This is a genomic window from Streptomyces sp. NPDC020362, from assembly GCF_040642095.1.
Lineage (GTDB): Bacteria > Actinomycetota > Actinomycetes > Streptomycetales > Streptomycetaceae > Streptomyces.
The window spans coordinates 16,282-40,093 of the sequence record NZ_JBFAET010000079.1; the positions used below are offsets into that span (position 1 = coordinate 16,282).

The following is a 23,812-nucleotide window of genomic DNA, read 5'->3' on the forward strand; positions in this document are numbered from 1 at the left end:
GGAAGGCACCGGCCGCGGGGCTGCCGCGCAGGGCAGTGGGTGCGGGACCGCCGCGGCGGGCCGTGGCGAGGGGACCGCCGCCGAGGGCGGCGGGGACGCCGCGCTGCTGGACGTCCGCGAGCTTGCCGAGTGGGAGGCGGGGCATGCGCCGGGGGCGGTGTTCGCGCCGCTGTCCGCGCTCACCGACGGAGCCGCGCTGCCCGCGCCCGCGCAGGCGCGGCCGCTGGTCGTCATCTGCCGCTCGGGCAACCGCTCCCGGCAGGCGGCCGAGCTGCTGGCCGGGCGCGGAGCGGACGTCGTGGACGTCATCGGCGGCATGCGGGACTGGGCCGAGGCGGGACTGCCCGTCGTGGACGCGCGGGGCGGGAACGGGACCGTCGCGTGAGCGCTGTGCTGTGCGCCCTGGTCGCCGGGGCCGTCATAGGCCTGGCGCTCGGCGCGCTCGGGGGTGGTGGCAGTGTCCTGGCCGTCCCGGCCCTGATCTATCTGCTCGGCTTCACGCCGGTCGCGGCCACCACCGCCAGCCTGGTCGTCGTCGGTGTCACCTCGGCCACCGCGCTGTCCGCGCACGCCCGGGACGGTCACGTCCGGTGGCGGACCGGGCTGTTGTTCGCGGCGGCGGGGACCGTGCCCGCGATGCTGGGCGGCGCGCTCGCCGGGCGCCTGCCCGCGGCCGCCCTGACGGCGGCCTTCGCCCTGCTGGCAGGGACGGCCGCGGTGCGGATGCTGCGGCCCCGTCCCGCCACGGACACCGTCGTACCGGTGCGGCCGGGCCGCGCGGCGGCCGCCGGTGCGGGGCTCGGATCGGTCACCGGTGTCCTCGGCGTGGGCGGCGGCTTCCTCGCCGTGCCCGCGCTGGTGAGCGTGCTCGGCATGCGGATGCGCGACGCGGTGGGCACCAGCCTCCTGGTGATCACCGTCAACTCGCTGGCCGCGCTGGTGATGCGGGCGGGTACGGCCGACGGCCTGGACTGGGCCCGTATCGCGCCCTTCGCCGGGGCGGCGATCCTCGGCGCCTGGGACGGCAGGCGTCTGGCCGCGAAGGTGTCAGGGGGCGCGCTCCAGCGCACCTTCGCCCTGGTGCTCCTGGGCGTGGCCGTGTTCATGATGATCGACGCGGTGGTCTGATGCGCAGTGGTCGGACGGGTGGTGCTCGGATGCGCGGTGGTCGGGTGCACCGCCGTCCGCCGCCCCGCGCGAGTCTCACGCCGGCGAGCTCACGCCAGCGACAGGAAGAGCTTCTCCAGACGGGCCCGCATCTGCTCGGGATCCTCGCCGTTCTTGCGGCCGGACTCCATGTCGGTGATGCACCGCTGCAGACCGGTGGCGATGAGCGCGAAACCGGCGCGGTCGAGCGCCCGCGACGCGGCGGCGAGCTGCATGATCACGTCCTCGCAGTCGCGGCCTTCCTCGATCATCCGGATCACACCGGAAATCTGGCCCTGCGCGCGGCGCAGACGGTTCAGGACGGACTTCAGCTCCGCACCCGCGAGTTCCAGTTCCACCATCGCTCCTCGGCCATACCCCTAGGGGTACTGTACGTCCCGGTTCGGGACGGCGTCGACCTTCAAGGATCACACTGCCATGACCTCTCCCCATGCCCCCGTCACCCTCCACACCGACCAGGTGCACACCCGGCTCACCGAGCTGACGGTCATCGACGTGCGCACCCCCGGCGAGTTCGCATCCGGCCATCTGCCGGGTGCCCTCAACATCCCCCTGGACCGGATCCGGCACGCCCTGCCCGAGCTGCGGCACGCCGCCGGGCGCGGCGACGTCCTGTTCGTGTGCGCCTCCGGAGCCCGTTCCGAGAACGCCGGCAGACTGCTGGCCGAGCAGGGCGTCCGCACCGCCACCCTGGCCGGCGGCACCGGCGCGTGGGCCGCGGCGGGCCACGACCTGGAGCAGCCCGCGGCCTGCGACACCCGGGCCGGGTGGAGCATGGAGCGGCAGGTCCGATTCACCGCGGGGGCGCTGGTGCTCGTCGGGATCGCCCTCGGGCTGCTCGTGCACCCGGCCTTCCAGCTCCTGTCGGCGGGCATCGCGGGCGGCCTGGTCTTCTCCGCGCTCACCGACACCTGCGGCATGGCGGTCGTGCTCGGCAAGCTGCCGCACAACCGTCCGCGCGCGGCCGATCTCGACGCCGTCTTCACCACACTGCGCAGTCGCTGAGCCACCGCGCCATCAAGCCGCCGAGCCGCCGGCGACCAAGCCGCCGGACGGCCGAGCCGCCGAGCCGCTGGCGACCAAGCCGCCGGACGGCCGAGCCGCCGAGCCGCCGAGCCACTGGGCGACCAAGCCGCCGGACCGCCGGACCGCCGCGCCGCCAGGCCGCGCGCCGCGAGAGCGCCCGTGTGGATCGCACGGGCGCTCCGACGGCCGGGACGGCGCCCCGCGCCCGCACCGACCACAGATACCCGGTGGGGTATATGTGTCAGCCCGTGCCGAGCGGGGTCCGCCGGGCCTGTTCCACGCAGACGGGAGGCAGCGGGAACCAGCGCATGCGCTCGAAGTCGGCGGACAGCCCGGTCGGGCCCTCGTCGAGCCGTCCGGAACGGGAGCCGAGCAGCTCGCGGGCCCGTTCGAGCTGACCCGCCAGCGCGTCCTCGCCCAGCCGGCGGCGAGGGGAGGCCGGGGCAGTGAGCCGTCCGTCGTCGGTGAACCGCACCTCGGTCAGCCGCAGCAGGGGAGCGGCGGCAGCGGCGTGGTGGTGCCACTGCCCCGTGCTCGGGTCGAAACGGTAGTCGGACAGGAGCCGGTGGCCGTGCGCGGCGATCAGGTCGACGGCGTCGACCAGATAGTCGCGCACGGTGTCGCTGATGAAGTAGTTGAAGTTGACGCGGATCCAGCCGAGTTTGATGCCGTCGCAGCCGCGCGCGACCTCGTCGAGCAGGGCGTGCGAGGTGGCGGTGTCGATCGCCAGCAGGCGGTGGCCGTACGGTCCCGCGCAGGAGCAGCCGCCGCGGGCCTGAATGCCGAACAGGTCGTTGAGCAGGGCGACGACGTAGTTGTGGTGCAGATGGGTGCCGCCGTCGTGGCGGATGCGGAAGGAGACGATGGACAGCCGGCGGGCGTGCCGGTTGCCGAGGATCTCCATACGGGGGTTGGCGGCCCAGCGTGTCAGCGCATGGCGCACATGGCGTTCCTCGGAGGCCTGGATGGTGTCGGCGCCGACGGCCTGCTTGAGGGCGAAGACCAGCCCGGCCCGGACGGATTCGACGATCGCCGGGGTGCCGCCCTCCTCGCGGGCGACCGGGTCGTCGAGGTAGTGATGGGCGAGGGGGTCGACGAAGGTGACCGTGCCGCCGCCCGGGACGGTGGGCACGCGGTTGCGGATCAGATCCCGGCGCACGACGAGGACGCCCGGGGTCTGCGGGCCGCCGACGAACTTGTGCGGGGACAGGAAGACCGCGTCCTTGTGGTCGTCCGCGCCCGGCGCGCTCGCCGCGACCCGGATCGGAACGTAGGGAGCGGCGGCCGCGTAGTCCCAGAACGACAGGGCACCGTGCGCGTGCAGCAGGCGCGTGACGCGGTCGGTGTCGGTCAGGATCCCGGTGACGTTGGAGGCGGCCGAGAAGCTCCCGATGCGCAGCGGGCGGTCGGCGTACCGGCGCAGACCCGCCTCCAGCGCCTCCAGGTCGATGTGACCGTCGGCGTCCTCGTCGATCACCACGACGTCGGCGACGGACTCGCGCCAGGGCAGTTCGTTGGAGTGGTGCTCGTAGGGGCCCACGAACACCACGGGCCGCTCGGGCGGCGGCGGCTGGTCCGGGCGGCGCAGTTCCAGGATGCCGACCAGCTTGTTGACCGCGGCGGTGGCTCCCGAGCCGCAGAAGATGACGACGTCCTCCTCGGTGCCGCCGACCGCGTCCCGGACGACGAGGCGCGCGTCCTCGCGCAACCGGGTCGTCTGCAGGCCGGTACGGGAGCTCTCGGTGTGGGTGTTGCCGTAACCCGGCAGCACCTGCTCGCGGATGAAGTCCTCGATGAAGTCGAGCGAGCGGCCGGAGGCGGTGTAGTCGGCGTAGACGATCCGCTTCGGTCCGTACGGGCCGTCCAGCACCTCGTCGTCGCCGATGATCCCTCGGCGTATGCGCTCCAGCAGCGCCGACGCGGCCGATGACGATAAGGCGCTCACGACCGCGGCCCGTTGTCGCTCGCGGACGGCTGCCGAAGTATGTCCACTCTGTGGCGCTGTGCTGCGCTGCCGGTCATGGCCGGGCCTTTCGCGTCGGCGCCGACCGCTGCCGACGTCCGGTCGACCGCGGACGGCATGGCGGATCGAGAGGTCGACGGATGCGACGAGGACGGTGACGCCCTCGTGCGAGCCGCCGCGAGACATACCCTACCGGGTATTTTTCCAGGGGCGGAAGCGGCATGACCGTGATCCGCGGAATGACCGGGAGCGGACACGCCGATGCCGCCGCGCCCTCGTGCGGCCCGTCGGCTACGGGCCGTGAAGGGCACGGCGGCATCGGTGTGGAATGTCCTTAGATGTCCCGGAAGATCTCGATCTGCGCCCCGATCGAGTTCAGGCGCTCGGCGAGGTCCTCGTAACCCCGGTTGATGACGTACACGTTGCGCAGCACCGAGGTGCCCTCGGCCGCCATCATCGCCAGCAGGACGACCACCGCGGGGCGCAGTGCCGGCGGGCACATCATCTCGGCGGCGCGCCAGCGGGTCGGGCCCTCCACCAGCACCCGGTGCGGGTCCAGCAACTGCAGGCGCCCGCCGAGGCGGTTGAGGTCCGTCAGGTAGATCGCGCGGTTGTCGTAGACCCAGTCGTGGATCAGCGTCTTGCCCTGCGCGACTGCCGCGATGGCCGCGAAGAACGGGACGTTGTCGATGTTCAGACCGGGGAACGGCATGGGGTGGATCTTGTCGATCGGCGCCTCCAGCTTGGAGGGCCGGACCGTCAGGTCCACCAGCCGGGTGCGGCCGTTGTCCGCGAAGTACTCGGGGCTGCGGTCGTGGTCGAGGCCCATCTCCTCCAGGACCGCCAGCTCGATCTCCAGGAACTCGATCGGCACCCGGCGCACCGTCAGCTCCGACTCGGTCACCACGGCGGCGGCCAGCAGGCTCATCGCCTCGACCGGGTCCTCGGAGGGGGAGTAGTCGACGTCCACGTCGATGTTGGGCACACCGTGCACGGTCAGCGTGGTGGTGCCGATGCCCTCGACCTTGACGCCGAGCGTCTCCAGGAAGAAGCAGAGGTCCTGGACCATGTAGTTGGACGAGGCGTTGCGGATGACCGTCACGCCGTCGTGCCGGGCCGCGGCCAGCAGCGCGTTCTCGGTCACCGTGTCCCCGCGCTCGGTCAGCACGATCGGCCGGTCGGGGCGGACCGTGCGGTCGACCTGTGCGTGGTACTGGCCCTCGGTCGCCGCGATGTCCAGACCGAAGCGGCGCAGCGCGATCATGTGCGGCTCGATGGTCCGCGTGCCGAGGTCGCAGCCGCCGGCGTACGGCAGCTTGAAGTGGTCCATGCGGTGCAGCAGCGGACCGAGGAACATGATGATCGAGCGGGTGCGGACGGCCGCCTCCGCGTCGATGGCGGCCATCTCCAGCTCTGCGGGCGGGACCAGTTCCAGGTCGACACCGTCGTTGATCCAGCGGCTGCGCACACCGATGGAGTTGAGCACCTCCAGAAGGCGGTACACCTCCTCGATCCGGGCCACCCGGCGCAGCACCGTGCGCCCCTTGTTCAGCAGCGAGGCGCACAGCAGGGCCACGCACGCGTTCTTGCTGGTCTTCACGTCGATGGCGCCGGACAGCCGGCGGCCGCCGACCACGCGCAGATGCATCGGACCCGCATAGCCCAGCGACACGATCTCGCTGTCCAGGGCTTCACCGATTCGGGCGATCATCTCAAGGCTGATGTTCTGGTTCCCGCGCTCGATGCGGTTGACCGCGCTCTGGCTGGTGCCGAGAGCCTCCGCGAGCTGGGTCTGAGTCCAGCCTCGGTGTTGCCGGGCGTCACGGATGAGCTTGCCGATGCGTACGAGGTAGTCGTCTGACATGAGGCCGAGGTTATCTCAGATATGAGATGGCGCCTGTTGGGGGGTCCATTCGGGTGATGGCGTGTCAGCGGCCGGTGCGTTTGCAGGAAGTGCCGGAGTTGGGGATGGTTGGTCCGATATCGGCCTGCCATCCCGGTTTCTCAACCTATCGATCGGAAAAGGAAGAAACCCTCGCGTACTCCCGGGCGAAGAACAGGGGCGGCTCGAACGTGACCGCCGGTATGGGGTCCGTCGTGTACGCCGGTACGGCGGGGGTGACGGAGTAACGGACCCGCTCGACGCTGCCGTACTCGTCGTGGACCTCGAGCATCCCCGGCTCCGGGCAGTGCCACGAGAATCGTGCGACGTCGTCCCCCAGGGCGTTGGACACCGTGCCGGTGCCGTGTCCGTCGTCCAGGAACTCCAGCTCCGAGGCTTCCATCACGCCATGGTCGAAGGGGGAGCTGTCCCAGCGGCCCGTCAGTGCGGTGTCGAGAGGCATGCGGCGATCTTCGCCCATCGCAGTGCGGCCGGCGCCGCGTGTGGCCGGTGTCGCCCGCCCCTCTGTGGCCGACGCCACCTGAAAACGGCAGGACCGGGCCCGGCCGGACATGACCAGCCAGCCCCCATGTACTAGAGTTATCTCGACATCGAGATATCTACCGAGGCGCACCGCAACCGCCACCCGAGTAAGGGTTACCTAACTTAGCCTTACCTTAGCGGATCGGCCAGACCGGCATGGCGGCAGGATTGCGGTGGTACGCGCACATCAATGAAGGAGACTGTCGTGTCGGCGAACAGCTTCGACGCCCGCAGCACGCTGCAGGTGGGCGACGAGTCGTACGAGATCTTCCGGCTGGACAAGGTCGAGGGCTCCGCGCGCCTTCCCTACAGCCTGAAGGTCCTGCTGGAGAACCTGCTCCGCACGGAGGACGGCGCGAACATCACCGCCGACCACATCCGCGCCCTCGGCAACTGGGACTCGCAGGCCCAGCCGTCGCAGGAGATCCAGTTCACGCCGGCCCGCGTGATCATGCAGGACTTCACCGGCGTGCCCTGCGTCGTGGACCTCGCGACCATGCGTGAGGCCGTGAAGGAGCTGGGCGGCGACCCGGCGAAGATCAACCCGCTGGCGCCGGCCGAGCTGGTCATCGACCACTCCGTCATCGCCGACAAGTTCGGCACCAACGACGCCTTCAAGCAGAACGTCGAGCTGGAGTACGGCCGCAACAAGGAGCGCTACCAGTTCCTGCGCTGGGGCCAGACCGCCTTCGACGAGTTCAAGGTCGTCCCGCCGGGCACCGGCATCGTCCACCAGGTGAACATCGAGCACCTGGCGCGTACGATCATGGTCCGGGGCGGCCAGGCCTACCCCGACACCCTCGTCGGCACCGACTCGCACACCACCATGGTCAACGGCCTCGGTGTGCTGGGCTGGGGCGTCGGTGGCATCGAGGCCGAGGCCGCCATGCTCGGCCAGCCGGTCTCCATGCTCATCCCGCGCGTCGTCGGCTTCAAGCTGACCGGTGAGCTCAAGCCCGGCACCACCGCCACCGACCTCGTGCTCACCATCACCGAGATGCTCCGCAAGCACGGTGTGGTCGGCAAGTTCGTCGAGTTCTACGGCGAGGGCGTCGCCGCCACCTCGCTCGCCAACCGCGCCACCATCGGCAACATGTCGCCGGAGTTCGGCTCCACCGCTGCGATCTTCCCGATCGACGGCGAGACCCTGAAGTACCTGCGTCTGACCGGCCGCAGCGACCAGCAGGTCGCGCTCGTCGAGTCGTACGCCAAGGAGCAGGGTCTGTGGCTCGACCCGACGGCCGAGCCCGACTTCTCCGAGAAGCTCGAGCTGGACCTCTCCACGGTCGTCCCGTCGATCGCCGGCCCGAAGCGCCCGCAGGACCGCATCGTCCTCGCGAACGCCGCCCAGCAGTTCGCACTCGACGTCCGCAACTACGTCGACACCGCCGACGAGGCGGGCAAGGAGTCCTTCCCGGCCTCCGACGCCCCGGCCGTCCACCCCAACGGTGCCCCGTCCAACCCGGTCCCGGTCACCGCCCCCGACGGCACGACCTACACCCTCGACCACGGTGCGGTGACGGTCGCGGCCATCACCTCCTGCACCAACACCTCGAACCCGTACGTCATGGTCGCCGCCGCCCTGGTGGCCAAGAAGGCGGTCGAGAAGGGCCTGACCCGCAAGCCGTGGGTCAAGACCACCCTCGCCCCGGGCTCCAAGGTCGTCACCGACTACTTCGACAAGGCGGGCCTGACCCCGTACCTCGACAAGGTCGGCTTCAACCTGGTCGGCTACGGCTGCACCACCTGCATCGGCAACTCCGGCCCGCTGCCGGAGGAGGTCTCCAAGGCCGTCAACGACCACGACCTCGCGGTCACCTCGGTCCTGTCCGGCAACCGGAACTTCGAGGGCCGGATCAACCCCGACGTCAAGATGAACTACCTGGCCTCCCCGCCGCTGGTCGTCGCGTACGCCCTCGCGGGCTCCATGAAGGTGGACATCACCAAGGACGCCCTCGGCACCGACCAGGACGGCAAGCCGGTCTACCTGACCGACATCTGGCCGACCGAGGCCGAGGTCAACGACGTCGTGGCCAACGCCATCGGCGAGGACATGTTCAACAAGTCCTACCAGGACGTCTTCGCGGGCGACGCCCAGTGGCAGTCCCTGCCGATCCCGACCGGCAACACCTTCGAGTGGGACCCGCAGTCCACCTACGTGCGCAAGCCCCCGTACTTCGAGGGCATGACGATGGAGACCACCCCGGTCTCCGACATCGCCGGTGCCCGCGTGCTCGCCAAGCTGGGCGACTCGGTCACCACCGACCACATCTCCCCGGCCGGCGCCATCAAGGCCGACACCCCGGCCGGCAAGTACCTCACCGAGCACGGTGTGGAGCGTCGTGACTTCAACAGCTACGGCTCCCGCCGGGGCAACCACGAGGTCATGATCCGCGGTACGTTCGCCAACATCCGCCTGCGCAACCAGATCGCGCCGGGCACCGAGGGCGGCTACACCCGCGACTTCACCCAGGCGGACGCGCCGGTGTCGTTCATCTACGACGCCTCGCGCAACTACATCGAGCAGGGCATCCCGCTGGTCGTCCTGGCCGGCAAGGAGTACGGCTCCGGCTCGTCCCGCGACTGGGCCGCCAAGGGCACCGCGCTCCTCGGCGTCAAGGCCGTCGTCGCCGAGTCGTACGAGCGCATCCACCGCTCGAACCTCATCGGCATGGGCGTCCTGCCGCTGCAGTTCCCCGAGGGCCAGAACGCCGAGTCCCTCGGCCTGACCGGCGAGGAGACCTTCTCCATCTCCGGCGTGACCGAGCTGAACGACGGCACCACGCCGCGCACGGTCAAGGTCACCACCGACACGGGCGTCGAGTTCGACGCGGTCGTCCGCATCGACACCCCCGGTGAGGCCGACTACTACCGCAACGGCGGCATCATGCAGTACGTGCTGCGCAACCTGATCCGCAAGTAGGCGGCAGGCCCGGTCCGCCGGCGCAGGCAGACGGCAGGGCAGGGCGTACAGGGCCGCATCCCCGGTGACGGGGGTGCGGCCCTTCGCCGTCCCCGGGGTGGTCCGGCGGCGAGGCCCGGCAGGCCGGCGCCGCCCTCGGACTGCCGAGCGACCGGGCCGAGGCCTCGCCCGCCGAAGCCCGGCACACCCCGCCGAAGCCCGGCACACCCCGCTGCGGCCCGGGACCCGCGAGGTCCGGCAGCTCCGCCCGGCACACTTCACTCCGCGGTGAGCCGCGCGAGGTTCGGCAGCGCCACCTCCGCCCAGATCACCTTGCCCTGCGGCGTGTACCGGGTGCCCCAGCGCTCGGTCATCTGCGAGACCAGGAACAGACCCCGGCCGCCCTCGTCCATCGTCGCGGCGTACCGCAGATGCGGCGAGGTGCTGCTGCCGTCGGACACCTCGCAGATCAGGGTGCGGTCCCGGATCAGCCGCACATGGATCGGCTCGGAGCCGTAGCGGATGGCGTTGGTGATCAGCTCGCTCAGGACGAGTTCCATACCGAAGCCCAGCTCGGCCAGGCCCCACTCCTCCAGCTTCTCGGACACGGCGCCGCGCATCCCCGACACGGCGGCCGGGTCGTGCGGCACGTCCCAGTCGGCGACGTTCTCCGGCGGCAGCGCCCGGGTGCGCGCGATGAGCAGCGCGACGTCGTCCTTGGGACGCCCGGGCAGCAGCTCGTCCAGCACCGCCTGGCAGCTCTCCTCCGGCAGCCGGTCGGGATGCCCCTCCAGCGCCCGGCGCAGCAGCTCCATGCCCACGTCCAGGTCACGCCTGCGGTCCTCGATGAGGCCGTCGGTGTACAGGACGAGCTGGCTTCCCTCGGGAATCTCCAGCTCCGCCGTCCTGAACGGCATGCCGCCGATGCCCAGCGGCGGCCCGGCCGGCACGTCGGGGAAGGTGGCCCTGCCGTCGGGGTGGACCAGCACGGGTGCCAGGTGCCCGGCACGCGCCATGACACAGCGGCGCGTCACCGGATCGTAGATCGCGTACAGGCAGGTGGCGCCCGCGATCTCCGCGGAGGCCTCGTCCTGGTCGATGCGGCCGACCAGGTCGTCCAAATGGCCGAGCAGCTCGTCGGGCGGCAGGTCGAGCGTGGAGAAGTTGTGCACCGCGGTGCGCAGCCGGCCCATCGTCGCGGCGGCGTGCAGGCCGTGCCCGACCACGTCGCCGACGGCCAGCGCCACCCGGCTGCCCGGCAGCGGGATCACGTCGAACCAGTCCCCGCTCACCCCCGAGTGCGCGGGCAGATAGCGGTAGCCGACCTCGAGCGCGCTCTGCTCGGGCAGCGCCCGCGGTAGCAGGCTGCGCTGCAGGGTGACCGCCAGAGCGTGCTCGCGGGTGTACCGGCGGGCGTTGTCGATGCTGACCGCGGCCCGGGCCACCAGCTCCTCCGCCAGCGACAGCTCCTCCTCGTCGAAGGCGTCCCGCTTGGAGCGCCAGAAGTTGACCATGCCCAGGACGACTCCGCTGGCCTTGATCGGCGCGGCGATGAGCGCGTGGATGCCGAAGTCGATGATCTGCTGGGCGCGCCTCGGATCCTGGGCGCGCCAGCCCGTCGCGGTCGCCAGGCTGGTCACCAGCTCGGACCGTCCGGCGCCGTAGCCGCGGGCCTGGGGCGTGGAGGGCAGGAAGTCGATCAGCCGCCCCTTCTCGTAGAGCGGGTGGTCGTCCCGGATGCCGACGACGGCGACGCGCCGCATGTCCGTCGCGGTGGGAGCCGGCTCCTCGCCGTGCAGCACGGCGTCGGCCAGGTCCACGGTGACGAAGTCGGCGAAGCGGGGGACGGCGACCCGCGCCAGCTCGTCGGCCGTACGGACCGCGTCGAGGGTGGTGCCGACGCCCAGTCCCGCGTCGTACAGCAGCTCCAGCCGCTCACGGGTGACCTCCGCCCTGCCGGACACCGCCTGCAGCTCGGTGGAGTCGCGCAGCGTCACCACGGTGCCCCGGGGGCCTCCCGCGCGGTCCGTGGGCCGCTGGTTGACCGCCAGCAGCCGTCCGCCGGCGAAGTGCACCTCGTCGGTGGCCTCGCGCCCGGAGGTCAGCAGCTCCACCATCTCGGGGTCGAGGACCGACAGCTCCCGCACGGGCCGCCCCTCGGCCTCCAGGGGCAGCTCCAGCAGCCGCCGGGCCTCGTCGTTGGCCAGCAACAGCTGCTCGTCGTCATCGACGATGAGCACGCCTTCCCGCACCGAGTGCAGCACCGTGTCGTGGTGCTCGTACATACGGGTCATCTCGGCCGGGGCCAGGCTGTGGGTCTGGCGCCGCAGCCGCCTGCCCACCAGCGCCGTCCCGCCGGTCGACACCAAGAACGCTCCGGCTCCGGCGGCCAGGATGATCGGCAACTGCTTGTCCACCTCGTTGGTCACGTTCTTGACCTTCAGGCCGGCGGAGACGAGGGCGATCACCTTGCCGTGGTTGTCGTAGATCGGAACGGTCGCCTGCACCTCGTGGCCGAGCGGGCCGTGGACGCTCTCCGTGTAGACCTTTCCGGCCAGCGACGGACCGATGGTGCCCACGAACCGATGGCCGATCTTGCTCGGCAGGGGGTGCGTGTAGCGGATGCCCTTCGTGTCCATGACCACGATGAAGTCGACGCCCGCGGCCTTGCGCCCCGCCTCGGTGAGCGGCTGGAGCACCTTGGACGGCTCAGGGGTCTGCAACGCCTGCTGGACGCCGGGAGAGTGCGCGAAGGTCTGCGCGACGGCGATGGACCGGCGCTTGGCCTCCGTCGTGGTGTCGCGTTCCGATTGCAGGACGAGCGCGATGACGCTGCAGACCACGAGCACCACCACCAGCGCCACCTGCAGGACGAACACCTGCCCGGCGACGCTGCGCGGGCTCTTGCCGACTATGGAGCGCCAGTTCTTCCTGAATCGGCCGAAAAGATCCGGCATGCGACATTTCTAGCACCTGGCATTTCCGGGTGGCTATGGCTGGTCCATGAGATGGACATCAGAATGCGCCGACTGCAGGTCGTGAGAGTGCTCTGGGCGGACCCGGCGGCCGTGCGCACCGGGTCCGCGAGCCGGGCAGGGGAGGGGGGTTGGGTACCTGCCCGGGTGGTGCTGGCTTGTGGCGGCGAAACCCTGGGAGGGTTTCGTCCGTGAGGGCGCGACAACGTTGTCTTATGGTCTGTACATGACTTTACCGCGCCAACCGACAACGATGTCAAGCCGTTTGGGGTAGCTCGACCGGGTGATCCCGGCCCGTGCCTGCCCGGGCGTACGAGGTCTTCCGTGCTACGGGTGGCGCACGTTACTGTCCCTGCGGCTTGTGCGACCTGTGGTGCGCGACCCGTCCGTTTGGAGGAAGGGCCGCGTCATGCGTTTCCGTCCCCTGTCCCTGCTGCTGGCCGCGCTGCTCGCGACCGGCAGTGCCACCCCCGCCCTCGCAGCGAGCGCCGCTTCCCCCGGCCTCGTCAAGGACCCGACCCCGTACGTCGATCCGCTGATCGGCACCAAGAACGGCGGCAACGTCTTCCCCGGTGCCGTCCTGCCGTTCGGAATGCTCTCCTGGAGCCCGGAGAACACCAGAGGCGACGCCACCCGCACCGCCGCGCCCGGCGGCTACCAGTACGATGCCACCCGCATCCGCGGCTTCAGCCTGACCCACATGTCGGGCACCGGCTGCGCGGGCGGCAGCGGCGACATCCCCTTCTTCCCCTATGCGGGCGAGGTCACCTCCTCACCCGCGAGCGACACCAAGGACGCCGTCTACGCCTCCGACTTCTCCCACACCGACGAGAGGGCCGAGCCCGGCCACTACAGGGTCGGCCTCGCCTCCGGCGTCACCGCCGACCTCACCGCGACCGCCCGCACCGGCTCGGCCCGCTTCACCTACCCGGAGGGCAAGCCGGCGTCCCTGCTCGTGCGCACCGCCAACTCCGAGGTGGGATCGAAGGACTCGACGGTCACGATCGACCCGGCGACCCGGAGCGTCTCCGGCTCCGTCACCTCCGGGAACTTCTGCGGCTACCTGGACCCGGAGGGCCGGCGCTCCTACTACACCCTGTACTTCACCGCCCGCTTCGACCGGGCCTTCAAGGCCGCCGGCACCTGGCAGGACGACAAGCTGAACCCCGGGTCCCTCGAGGCGACGGGCGGCACCGGCGGCTTCGCCGAGGGCGGACGGCCGGTCGCGGGCAAGGGAGCGGGCGGCTACGTCGAGTTCGCACCCGGTACCGGTCCGGTGCACGTCGAGGTCGGCATCTCCTACGTCAGCCGGGCGGGCGCCGCGGCCAACCTCGCCGCGGAGAACCCGCGGGGCCGTTCCTTCGACACGGTCGAGCAGGCGGCGCGGCGCGCCTGGCGCGACCGGCTGGCGGCCGTCCGGGTCGGCGGCGGCACCGATGCCGAGCGCACCACCTTCTACACGGCGCTCTACCACTCCCTGCTGCACCCGAACGTCATCAGCGACGCGGACGGCAGATACCGCGGCAGCGACGGCCGGGTGCACCGGGTGGCCCGCGGCCACCGCGCCCAGTACGGGACCTTCTCCGGCTGGGACGTCTACCGCGACCAGGTGCAGCTGCTCACCCTCCTCGACCCGCGCACCGGCTCCGACATCGCCCAGTCGCTCTACACGCTGGCCCGGCAGAACGGTGGCGTCTGGGACCGCTGGCTGCACGGCGCGAGCGGCACCCACGTCATGAACGGCGACCCCTCGCCGACCGCCCTGGCCGGCATCCGAGCCTTCGGCGGCACCGGCTTCGACCTGAAGGGCGCCCTGCGCTCGCTGGTCGAGGCGGCCACCGTACCCACGCGGCAGGACCTGTCGGCGGCCGGCAAGCCGGTGCTGTCGGTGGGCCAGCGGCCCTCGCTCGACAAGTACCTCAAGCTGCACTACATGCCCAGCGTCTCCAACGCCTGGGGCGGCGCCGCCGAGACCCTGGAGATGTCCACCGCCGACTTCTCCCTGTCCCAGCTCGCCGCGGCGGCGGGGGAGAAGGACACGGCGGCCGCCTTCGCCCGCCGGGCCCAGTGGTGGCAGAACAACTTCGACATCGCGGCCGATCCGAGCGGCGGCTACATCGCCAACCGCAAGGCCGACGGCAGCTGGGTCACCGGCTTCACCCCCGACACCGGCAACGGCTTCGTGGAGGGTACGGCCGCCCAGTACACCTGGATGGTCCAGCACGACCCCGCCGGGCTCTTCGCCGCGATGGGCGGCCGGGAGGCGGCCCTCGCCCGGCTGGACGACTTCTTCCACACGGCCGACGGCGGCTGGGCCTTCACCGGCGGGGGCGGCACCAAGTCCGAGCTGGACAACGAGCCCTCGATCAACGTTCCCTACCTGTACGACTATGCGGGCGCCCCGTACAGGACGCAGGAAACGGTGCGCGCGGCGATGCGGCAGCTGTGGTCCACCCAGCCCGGCGGCATCCCCGGCAACGACGACCTCGGCGCGATGTCGTCCTGGTACGTCTTCTCCGCGCTCGGCATGTACCCGCAGGTGCCCTCGCGCGCCGAGCTCGTCCTCGCCTCCCCGCTGTTCGAGCGGGTGGAGATCGACCGCCCGCACGGCAACGACATCTCCATCCACGCGAGCGGGGCGGCGGCCGACGCACCGTACGTGCAGTCGCTGAAGGTCGACGGCCGGCCCGGTGACCGGCCCTGGCTGCCCGCCTCCTTCGTGCGCGACGGGGGCCGCCTCGACTACACCCTCGCCACCACGCCGGACCGCGGCTGGGGCGCGGCCTCCCCGCCGCCGTCCTTCCGGCAGGGCGAGCAGCCGTACCAGATCGGCGTCGGCCCCACCGCCGCCACGGTGGCACCCGGGGACAGCACGAAGATCGGCATCCGCGCGGTGGCGCTCGGCGGCGGAAGCGGGCCCGAGGTGCACTTCCGGGTGGAGACCCCGTCCGGGGTCACGGCCACGCCCGCCGAGGGGACGGTGACCGACGGCTCGCGGGAGATCACCCTCACCGCGGCCGAGGACGCCGCCCAGGGCTTCTACGCCGCCAAGGTCACCGTCACCTCCGGCGACACCTCCTACGAGCAGCCCGTCTCCCTGACCGTGGCCGCCGCGGGCACCCTCCTCGCCGCCTACAACAACACCGGCATCTCCGACGACGAGGGCGAACACGACGAGGCCGACTACGACGGCGGCGGCTGGAGCTACTCCCGCCAGGCCCTCGCCGCGGCGGGCCTGACCCCCGGCGGGCAGGGCACGGTCGACGGCCTCACCTTCACCTGGCCGGGCTCGCCCGCCGCCCGCCCGGACAACGCCTCGGCGGCCGGACAGACGATCGAACTCGCTGCCCCGGCAAGCCGGTTGTCCTTCCTCGGCAGCGCGGTCAACGGCAACCAGCAGACCAGCGCCACCGTCACCTACACCGACGGCACGACCGACACCGTGGACCTCTCCTTCACCGACTGGACCGTCGGCGGCGCAGGCGGCACCGTCCAGTACGGCAACGAGGTCGTCGCCAAGACCGCGTACCGCAACGTCGCCGGCGCCGACAAGGACCCGGTGGCGACGTACGTCTTCGCCACGAAGCCGTTCACGGCCCCGGCCGGCAAGACCGTCAGGAGCGTCCGGCTGCCGCACAACACCGACCTGCACGTGTTCACCCTGGCCACCGGCTGACCCGCACACGGCGAAGGGGCGGGCCCGCGAGGACCCGCCCCTTCCTGCCGTCCGCGGGGCGTCAGGCCAGCAGCTCCACCTCCGCCAGCGTCGCCTCGCCGTCGAGGACCAGGCGGTACCGGGTGTACGAGCCCGGTGCGGCGACGGTGAAGGCCCGGGTCTGGCGGTCCCACCCGAACGATTCGCCGGAGCGGTGGTCCAGGGTCCGCCAGGCCTTGCCGTCCGTGGAGCCCTGCAGGGTCCAGCCGGACGGTGCCTTCGTGTGGTCGGCCGCCGAGGTCAGCGTGTACTGGACGGGCTTCACGGCGCCGCCGACCGGCAGGTCCACCGAGGTGACCGTGTCGCTCGTCTCCGACGTGTTGTCGAACAGGGCGCCGTCACCCTTCAGCACGTCCGCGCGAGGCGTGGGCACCTTGTCGTCCTGGGTGATGGAGACCGGGGCCGCGTTCTTGCCGGTGCCCCACGTCGAGGGCTTGGAGCCCATGAAGAACTCCAGCACCCCGCCCTTGGCCAGCAGCGAGTGGGGGAGCGAGGTGGACGTCCAGGGGTGGCCGTCGACCTTCACCCCCTGCACGTACACGTTCTGCGCGCTGTTGCGCGGCGCCTTGATCACCAGGTCCCGGCCGTTCTCCAGGTGCACGGTCGCCTTCGTGAACAGCGGGGAGCCGATCGCGTACTCGCCGCTGCCCATGACCAGCGGGTAGAAGCCCAGCGACGAGAAGAGGTACCAGGCCGACTGCTCGCCGTTGTCCTCGTCGCCGTGGTAGCCCTGCCCGATCTCGCTGCCGGTGTAGAGCCGGGACAGCGCCTCCCGCACGTACGCCTGCGCCTTCCAGGGCTCGGCCGCCGCGTCGTACATGTAGATGACGTGGTGGGCGACCTGGTTGGAGTGGCCGTACATGCCCATCCGGACGTCCCGGGCCTCGGTCATCTCGTGGATGACACCGCCGTAGGAGCCGACGAACTCCGGCGAGGCGGTCTCCGGGGTGGCGAAGTACTCGTCGAGCTTGTCCGCGAGGCCGTGCCGGCCGCCGTACAGATTGGCCAGCCCGCGGCTGTCCTGCGGGGCGGTGAAGGCGTAGCCCCAGCCGTTGGTCTCCGTGTAGTCGTAGCCCCACACGCGCGGGTCGTACTTCGAGGAGTCCAGCCGCCACTTCCCACGGGCGTCACGGCCCTGGAAGAAGCCGGCACCGGAGTCGAAGAGGTCCACATAGTCCCGGGCGCGGTTGAGGAAGTACTGCGACTCGTCCTTGTAGCGCTTCTCGCCGGTCCTGCGGTAGAGGGCCTCACCCATCTTCGCGATGCCGTAGTCGTTGACGTAGCCCTCCATCGCCCACGACAGGCCCTCGTGCGTGTCCGTGCTGGTGTAGCCGAGGAAGGGCGAGGTGCTCATGCCCTTGCGGCCCACGCCCGAGAAGGGGGGCACGACCGTCGCGTTCTTCACCGCTGCGTCGTACGCCGCCTTCGCGTCGAACTTCACGCCCTTGACGTAGGCGTCGGCGAACGCCACGTCCGAGGAGGTGCCGGTCATCAGGTCGGCGTAGCCGGGGGAGGACCAGCGCGAGGTCCAGCCGCCGTCCTTGTACTGCTGGACGAACCCGTCGACCATCTCGCCCGCCTGGGAGGGGGTCAGGAAGGAGTACGCCGGCCAGGTGGTCCGGTAGGTGTCCCAGAAGCCGTTGTTGACGTACACCTTGCCGTCGACGATCTTCGCGCCGGTGTGCGTCGGGGTGTCCGGGCCCGGCATGGGGGAGAAGGGCGAGGCGTACCGGTTCTTGCCCCCGACCTGCTCGAAGCCGGAGTTCGGGTACAGGTACAGCCGGTACATGCTGGAGTACAGCGTGGTCAGCTGGTCCGGGGTCGCGCCCTCCACCTCGACCTTGCCGAGCAGCCTGTCCCAGGTCTGCCGGGCGCGATCCCTGACGGTGTCGAAGGAGGTGCCGTCCGGGATCTCCTGGCGCAGGTTGTCCTTCGCCTGGTCGACGCTGATGAGGGAGGTGGCCAGGCGCAGGGTGACCGTGCGGTCCGCGCCCGCGTCGAAGCGCAGATAGCCCTTCACGCCGCTGGAGCCGCCGTCCCTCACCGGCTTGTCGAAGACGCCGTACACGAACAGCCGGGTCGCGCCCGTCGACAGACCCGACTTCACGTCCGAGTAGCCGGTGACGACGCCGTGCTCCTTGTCCAGGGTCAGGCCCGCCTGCTCCGTGACGTTGTCGAAGAGCACGCTCGCGTCGTCGCCCGGGTAGGTGAAGCGCAGCGCGGCCGCGTGGTCGGTCGGCGTCATCTCCGCCTTCAGACCGTTCTCGAACCGCACCCCGTAGTAGTAGGGCCGCGCGGTCTCGTTCTCGTGCCGGAAGGCCAGGGCGCGCGCCTCGCGCCCGGTGTCCGGGGTGCCGGACGCGACCGACGGCATCAGCTGGAAGGTCTGCCGGTCGCCCATCCACGGGCTCGGCTCATGGCTCGCGCTGAACGCCTGGATCGTCGGCAGGTTGTCGTCGTTGTTCGCACGTGCGTACTCGTACAGCCAGCTCAGCGAGGACGCGTTCGTCACCGGCGTCCAGAAGTTGAAGCCGTGCGGGAGGGCCGCCGCCGGGAAGTTGTTGCCGCGCGAGAAGCTGCCGCTGGAGTTGGTGCCGCGGGTGGTGAGCGCGTAGTCCGACAGATGTGCCTTCGGTTTCTCGGGCGCCACCTGCTTGATGCCGACGTCGTCTATCCAGCCCCGGAACTTCGCCGGGCCGTCCGGGGAGTCGTACGCCACCAGGATCCGGTCGACGGTCCTGCCGGCCGCCACCGACCCGATCCGCGAGGCCACGTCGTTCCACTGGTTGACGTACAGCGCCTTCGAGGCGCCCTGGCCGCGCGGCGACAGCGGGAAGCCGTGCTGGTCGAGGGCGCCCAGGTCGCTCAGGTAGGTGCCGTCGGTGAAGGCCAGGTCCACCGAGACGTTGGTGGCGTCGTAGTCGCGGTCGCCGTCGGCCATCGACGGGAAGATCCGGTACGACAGCTGGGTGTCGCGGCCGACCTTCACGTTCACGTCGAAGACCTTGTTGTACGAGTACGCCCGGCCGGCCGCCGTGTGCCGTCCGGCGTAACGCAGGGCCCGCTTTCCGGTGAATCCGGCCCGCGCCTTCGCCGTCGGTGAGCCGCTCGGGCCCTTGTCGACGAGCGACAGCATGTCCTGCGGCACGGGGCCGCCCCCGCCGCCGGTGGAGAACTGCACGTCGGCGATCTGCAGGATGTCCGGGGCGCCGTTGTTCTTCGTCACCTCCAGCCGGAAGTGCTGGTACTCGGCCGGCTGGTCCAGATCGTACGATTTTGTCTGGAACCGCTCCTTGAAGGACTCGCCCGAACGGCTGTCGACCGTCTTCCAGTCCTTGCCGTCCGCCGAGCCCTTGAGCGTCCAGTCCTTCGGGTCGCGCCCGTCGAAGTCGTTGGCCGAGGTGAGCGCGTACGTCACCAGTTTGATGGGCTTGTCCAGGTCGAACTCGACCCAGCCGGTGGGCTGGAAGGTCAGCCACTTGGTGCCGGGCTCGCCGTCGACGAGGTTCTCCTTGACCTCGCCCGCGCCCTCGTTCTCGCCGCTCGCCCGGACCTCGGTCACATGGTCGGTGGCGTTGCCCGGGATGCCGGTGCTGTAGCCGCCGTCCACGCCCGAGGCGCGCTTGCTGCCGTCCGACGTCGTGTCGACGCTGTTCAGCCAGTCCGGCGCCGGATCACCACTCTCGAACGAGGATGCGAACTCCCGGTCGGCTGCCGCGGCCGCGGCCGGCAGGGCGACCGCCGCGCCCTGTGTGCCGAGGGCCATGACAAAGGCGGTCGTGAGGACGACCGCCGGACCGTATCTGTGCCGAGTTCTCCGCTGCATCTACGGATTCCCCTCCTGCACCCACGTGAGACAACGTTGTCAGCTTCGATGCGCAGGAACCAGTAGGTGGTCAAGTGGCCGTTGATGTCAAGGGTGTTGGGTGTGGCATTCAGGGGCCTATGGAGCGAATTTCCCCGGCAGTGCGCCCACAGGTCGCTCATATTTCCGAGAGGTCTCAACTCGGAAAAGACCCACGGCCAACCTTGCATTCGATCTTGCTCAGCTGGCGGGAAGTGGACTATACCTGTCGGCGTTTCCCGCATGACCCTGCACTACCCGACAGCGGTGCCGGGGAGGATCCGGTTCACCGCCTGAGTCCTGGAGAAGGCGAGGACTTGAGCATGGGATCCACTGCGCACCACGACGGCGAGGGTGTCGGCCGCCGCGATCTGATCAAGCGTTCGGCCGCCCTCGGCCTGGTGGCCGCCCCCGGAATGGGGCTGCTCTCCGCCTGCGCGAGCAGCGGCGGCGGCGGACAGGACAAGGCGAAGGCCGGCAAGAAGACCGCCAAGAACCCGCTGGGCGTCAATGAGACCGCCAAGATGGAGTTCGTCCTCTTCGACGGCGGCTTCGGCAAGGAGTACGCCCAGGACGCGGTGAAGATCTATCAGAAGGACTTCCCCAAGGCCACGGTGAAGTTCTCCGCCACCCAGAAGATCCAGTCCACCCTGCAGCCCCGCTTCAACCAGGGCAACCCGCCCGACCTCATCGACAACTCCGGCGCCGAGCAGATGGACATGGGCGTCCTCGTCGGCAAGAACCAGCTGGCGGACCTCACCCCGCTCCTCGACGCGCCCTCGTACGACGACCCGAACAAGAAGGTCCGCGACACACTGCGCCCCGGCATCGTGGAGATGGGGCAGTTCGACGGCAAGCCGGTCTGGATCCTGTACTACGCCTACACGGTCTACGGCGTCTGGTACTCGCAGAAGGCCCTGGACTCGCTGGACGCGGAGTACCCCCAGACCTGGGACCAGATGCTCGCCGTGTGCGAGAAGGCCAAGAAGAAGGGCATGGCGGGCTGGACGTACGCGGGCAAGTACCCGTACTACCTCCCCTTCTCGCTGTACCCGATGATCGGCAAGGTCGGCGGCCGTGAGGTGCTCGACGCCATCGACAACCTGGAGCCGAACGCCTGGAAGCACCCCGCCGTCAAGGCCTGCTTCGAGGCGTACTACGAGCTGTACAAGAAGGGCTACATCCTCAAGGGCACCCCGGGCCTCGACCACATCCAGTCGCAGACCGCCTGGGCCAAGGGCAAGGCACTGTTCATCCCGAACGGCTCCTGGGTGGAGAACGAATCGGCCAATGTCATCCCGGCCGACTTCAACCTCGCGGTCTCCGCGCCCACCGGCATCGACAGCTCGGACAAGATGCCGTTCGGAACCATCTGGGCCTCCGGCGGCGAGCCCTTCGTCGTGCCGGCCAAGGCGGCGAACTCCGAGGGCGGCATGGAGCAGCTGCGCATCATGCTCTCCGAGGCGTCCTCGAAGAACTTCACCGCCAAGGTGAAGTCGCTGACCGCGTACAACGGCGGCACCACCGGCATCACCCTCACCCCCGGTCTGAAGTCGGGCGTGGCCGCGCTGGACAAGGCCGGCTCCAACGTGGTGAATCCGCGGATCCAGGACTGGTACGTGCAGCTGCAGAAGGAGAAGATCGGTGTGGCCGGACTCGGCGAGATGATGGCCGGCCGCCTCACTCCGGCCGAGACCATCAAGAAGATCCAGGGCTTCGCCGACGAGGCAGCGAAGGACACCTCGATCAAGCACTACAAGCACCAGTAACCAGCACCCCTACCGCACCGGAGTGGCGATGCAGCACGGCAAGTACCGGTTCATCGTGGGGTTTCTGGCTGCCCCCCTCGGACTGTACGCGCTCTTCGTGGTGTGGCCGTTCATCCAGTCCATCTACTACTCGTTCACGGACTGGACCGGCCTCAGCCCCGAATTCAAGATGGTCGGCTTCGACAACTACAAGAGGATGTTCCACGACGACATCTTCTGGAAGTCGCTGCAGCACAGCCTGCTCTTCGCTCTGGTGCTGCCCTTGGTGACACTCAGTCTGGCGCTGTTCTTCGCCTTCATGATCAATGTGGGCGGACGACGGAGAAGGGGCGGCCCCGTGGTCTCGGGCGTGCGGGGCTCGTCCTTCTACAAAATCGTCTACTTCTTCCCGCAGGTGCTCTCGATCGCGATCGTCTCGCTGCTGTTCGCCTTCGCGTACAACCCGGACAGCGGCGCGATCAACTCCCTCCTGCGTGGCATCGGCCTCGACAACATCCAGCCACTGTGGCTCGGCGACCCGAGCCTTGCGCTGTGGTGCGTGATGGCGGTGCTCGTGTGGTCCACGGTCGGCTTCTTCGTGGTCCTCTTCTCCGCGGGCATGGCGTCGATCCCGGCCGAGCTGTACGAGGCGGCGCTGCTGGACGGAGCGAGCCGCTTCGCCACGTTCTTCCGCATCACCCTGCCGCTGCTGTGGGACACCGTGCAGTCCGGCTGGGTCTACATGGGCATCCTCGCGCTCGGCGCGGAGTCGTTCGCGGTCGTACAGATCATGACGACCGGGCCAGGCGGACCGGACTACTCGACCACCGTGATGGTCCTGTACGTGTACCAGAAGGCGTTCCGGGACGGTCAGGCCGCCTACGCCACCACCATCGGCGTCGCCCTGCTCGTCGTCACGCTCGCGTTCGCGGCGATCGTGATGCGGCTGGGCCGTCGCGAGCGGCTGGAGTACTGAAGCGATGAAGACGACCGAGACCCCCGCCCCGCTGCCGGCCGAGTCCGGCGCGACCGTCTCCAAGGTCGACGTGGCGCCGCCGAGGCCCCCCGCCCAGAAGAGGGAGGGCGGCGTCCTCAACGTCTTCTCCCACGGCATGCTGATCGTGTGGGCGATCATGGTGGTCATGCCGCTGCTGTGGGCCGTGATGACGTCCTTCAAGGACGACAGCTCCATCTTCGGCTCGCCCTGGTCCCTGCCCGACAAGCTGCACTTCGACAACTGGTCGCGGGCCTGGATCCAGGCCAACATGAGCGACTACTTCCTGAACACCATCCTGGTGGTCGGCGGCTCGCTGATCGGCACCCTGGTCCTCGGCTCGATGGCGGCCTACGTCCTCGCCCGCTTCGACTTCCCCGGGAACCGTTTCATCTACTACCTCTTCGTCGGCGGCATGAGCTTCCCGATCATGCTGGCGCTGGTCCCGCTGTTCTACGTCGTGAACAACATGGGACTGCTGAACACCATCCACGGGCTGATCCTGGTCTACATCGCGTACTCGCTGCCGTTCACGGTCTTCTTCCTCACCGCGTTCTTCCGCACGCTGCCCACCTCGGTGGCGGAAGCGGCCTTCGTGGACGGCGCCTCGCACACCCGTACGTTCTTCCAGATCATGCTGCCCATGGCCAAGCCGGGCCTGATCAGCGTGGGCATCTTCAACTTCCTGGGCCAGTGGAACCAGTACATGCTCCCCACGGTCCTCAACACCGACCCCGACAAGCGCGTCCTCACCCAGGGCCTGGTCCAGCTGGCGGTCAGCCAGGGCTACAAGGGTGACTGGTCCGGTCTCTTCGCGGGCCTGGTGATGGCGATGCTGCCGGTGCTGGCGGCGTACATCGTCTTCCAGCGGCAGGTGGTCGCCGGCCTGACGGCGGGCGCGCTGAAGTAGCCGGTCCCCGAAGCATCCGGCCCCTGAAGCATCCGGCCCGGGCCCGGGGCGCCCCCCGCCCCCCCCGCCGGGCCCCGGTGCCGCCCCCCCCCCGAGTCGGTCACCGCCACGACCGGCCGCCCGTCGCGGCCGACCCAGCTGCC

The 23,812-nt window shown here is 70.1% G+C and carries 13 protein-coding genes and 1 pseudogene; 8 read left to right on the plus strand and 6 right to left on the minus strand.

Features of this window, described 5'->3' with window-relative positions:
* Positions 1–91: 91 nt before the first annotated feature.
* Both AB0H32_RS25735 and AB0H32_RS25740 read left to right on the plus strand, forming a co-directional pair.
* Positions 92–385, plus strand: a pseudogene (locus AB0H32_RS25735) (rhodanese-like domain-containing protein); the annotation flags it as partial.
* Positions 382–1,128: a sulfite exporter TauE/SafE family protein gene (locus AB0H32_RS25740; protein WP_361124734.1), complete on the plus strand. Its 747-nt coding sequence runs from the start codon at positions 382–384 to the stop codon at positions 1,126–1,128. The pseudogene AB0H32_RS25735 and the gene AB0H32_RS25740, both read left to right, overlap by 4 nt.
* 89 nt (positions 1,129–1,217) lie before the next feature.
* Here AB0H32_RS25740 and AB0H32_RS25745 read toward each other — a convergent pair whose 3' ends face one another.
* The gene (locus AB0H32_RS25745; RefSeq protein ID WP_361124756.1) at positions 1,218–1,505 is read right to left on the minus strand and encodes a metal-sensitive transcriptional regulator; all 288 of its coding nucleotides are present in this window, start codon (positions 1,503–1,505) and stop codon (positions 1,218–1,220) included.
* Positions 1,506–1,584: 79 nt separating this feature from the next.
* Here AB0H32_RS25745 and AB0H32_RS25750 point away from each other — a divergent pair, with 79 nt between their 5' ends.
* On the plus strand, positions 1,585–2,172 hold the full coding sequence (locus AB0H32_RS25750; RefSeq protein WP_361124736.1) for a rhodanese-like domain-containing protein: 588 nt from the start codon (positions 1,585–1,587) through the stop codon (positions 2,170–2,172).
* A gap of 262 nt (positions 2,173–2,434) precedes the next feature.
* On the opposite strand, the gene AB0H32_RS25755 is transcribed toward AB0H32_RS25750, so the two are convergent.
* The 3 genes from AB0H32_RS25755 to AB0H32_RS25765 form a co-directional block, all read right to left on the minus strand.
* Entirely contained in the window at positions 2,435–4,138 is a 1,704-nt protein-coding gene (locus AB0H32_RS25755) for an aminotransferase class V-fold PLP-dependent enzyme (protein WP_361124738.1), read from the minus strand.
* Positions 4,139–4,490: 352 nt separating this feature from the next.
* Positions 4,491–6,020, minus strand: a complete 1,530-nt coding sequence (locus AB0H32_RS25760; RefSeq protein WP_361124740.1) for a UDP-N-acetylglucosamine 1-carboxyvinyltransferase — start codon at positions 6,018–6,020, stop codon at positions 4,491–4,493.
* Positions 6,021–6,165: 145 nt separating this feature from the next.
* Positions 6,166–6,501, minus strand: a complete 336-nt coding sequence (locus AB0H32_RS25765) for a hypothetical protein (RefSeq protein WP_361124742.1) — start codon at positions 6,499–6,501, stop codon at positions 6,166–6,168.
* 285 nt (positions 6,502–6,786) lie between these two features.
* Here AB0H32_RS25765 and acnA point away from each other — a divergent pair, with 285 nt between their 5' ends.
* Positions 6,787–9,504 carry an aconitate hydratase AcnA gene (gene acnA / locus AB0H32_RS25770; RefSeq protein ID WP_361124744.1) on the plus strand — a complete coding sequence of 906 codons (2,718 nt, stop codon included), beginning with the start codon at positions 6,787–6,789 and terminating at the stop codon, positions 9,502–9,504.
* A 257-nt stretch (positions 9,505–9,761) separates the two neighbouring features.
* Here acnA and AB0H32_RS25775 read toward each other — a convergent pair whose 3' ends face one another.
* Positions 9,762–12,440 (minus strand): SpoIIE family protein phosphatase, encoded by a 2,679-nt coding sequence (locus tag AB0H32_RS25775; RefSeq protein WP_361124746.1) that lies wholly within the window; start codon positions 12,438–12,440, stop codon positions 9,762–9,764.
* Between the two features lie 427 nt (positions 12,441–12,867).
* Here AB0H32_RS25775 and AB0H32_RS25780 point away from each other — a divergent pair, with 427 nt between their 5' ends.
* Positions 12,868–16,134: a GH92 family glycosyl hydrolase gene (locus AB0H32_RS25780; RefSeq protein ID WP_361124748.1), complete on the plus strand. Its 3,267-nt coding sequence runs from the start codon at positions 12,868–12,870 to the stop codon at positions 16,132–16,134.
* A 61-nt stretch (positions 16,135–16,195) separates the two neighbouring features.
* On the opposite strand, the gene AB0H32_RS25785 is transcribed toward AB0H32_RS25780, so the two are convergent.
* Entirely contained in the window at positions 16,196–19,939 is a 3,744-nt protein-coding gene (locus AB0H32_RS25785; RefSeq protein WP_361124750.1) for a GH92 family glycosyl hydrolase, read from the minus strand.
* A gap of 401 nt (positions 19,940–20,340) precedes the next feature.
* On the opposite strand from AB0H32_RS25785, the gene ngcE reads away from it, so the two are divergent.
* From ngcE to AB0H32_RS25800, 3 genes are read left to right on the plus strand one after another with little or no spacing between them, the layout of a single operon-like run.
* On the plus strand, positions 20,341–21,786 hold the full coding sequence (gene ngcE, locus AB0H32_RS25790) for an N-acetylglucosamine/diacetylchitobiose ABC transporter substrate-binding protein (protein WP_361124752.1): 1,446 nt from the start codon (positions 20,341–20,343) through the stop codon (positions 21,784–21,786).
* A 28-nt stretch (positions 21,787–21,814) separates the two neighbouring features.
* On the plus strand, positions 21,815–22,741 hold the full coding sequence (locus tag AB0H32_RS25795) for a sugar ABC transporter permease (RefSeq protein ID WP_361124757.1): 927 nt from the start codon (positions 21,815–21,817) through the stop codon (positions 22,739–22,741).
* A gap of 4 nt (positions 22,742–22,745) precedes the next feature.
* A complete protein-coding gene (locus tag AB0H32_RS25800; protein ID WP_361124754.1) occupies positions 22,746–23,669 on the plus strand; it encodes a carbohydrate ABC transporter permease in 924 nt (307 codons plus the stop codon).
* The last annotated feature ends 143 nt before the right edge of the window (positions 23,670–23,812 follow it).

What these genes read in the sequence shown, in the direction of transcription:
- AB0H32_RS25765 (WP_361124742.1), bottom strand. Translation starts at nt 6,501, where the DNA reads ATGCCTCTCGACACCGCACTGACGGGCCGCTGGGACAGCTCCCCCTTC.
- AB0H32_RS25795 (WP_361124757.1), top strand. Translation starts at nt 21,815, where the DNA reads ATGCAGCACGGCAAGTACCGGTTCATCGTGGGGTTTCTGGCTGCCCCC.
- AB0H32_RS25800 (WP_361124754.1), top strand. Translation starts at nt 22,746, where the DNA reads ATGAAGACGACCGAGACCCCCGCCCCGCTGCCGGCCGAGTCCGGCGCG.
- AB0H32_RS25785 (WP_361124750.1), bottom strand. Translation starts at nt 19,939, where the DNA reads ATGGCCCTCGGCACACAGGGCGCGGCGGTCGCCCTGCCGGCCGCGGCC.
- AB0H32_RS25750 (WP_361124736.1), top strand. Translation starts at nt 1,585, where the DNA reads ATGACCTCTCCCCATGCCCCCGTCACCCTCCACACCGACCAGGTGCAC.
- AB0H32_RS25780 (WP_361124748.1), top strand. Translation starts at nt 12,868, where the DNA reads ATGCGTTTCCGTCCCCTGTCCCTGCTGCTGGCCGCGCTGCTCGCGACC.
- ngcE (WP_361124752.1), top strand. Translation starts at nt 20,341, where the DNA reads ATGGGATCCACTGCGCACCACGACGGCGAGGGTGTCGGCCGCCGCGAT.
- AB0H32_RS25775 (WP_361124746.1), bottom strand. Translation starts at nt 12,440, where the DNA reads ATGCCGGATCTTTTCGGCCGATTCAGGAAGAACTGGCGCTCCATAGTC.
- AB0H32_RS25760 (WP_361124740.1), bottom strand. Translation starts at nt 6,020, where the DNA reads ATGTCAGACGACTACCTCGTACGCATCGGCAAGCTCATCCGTGACGCC.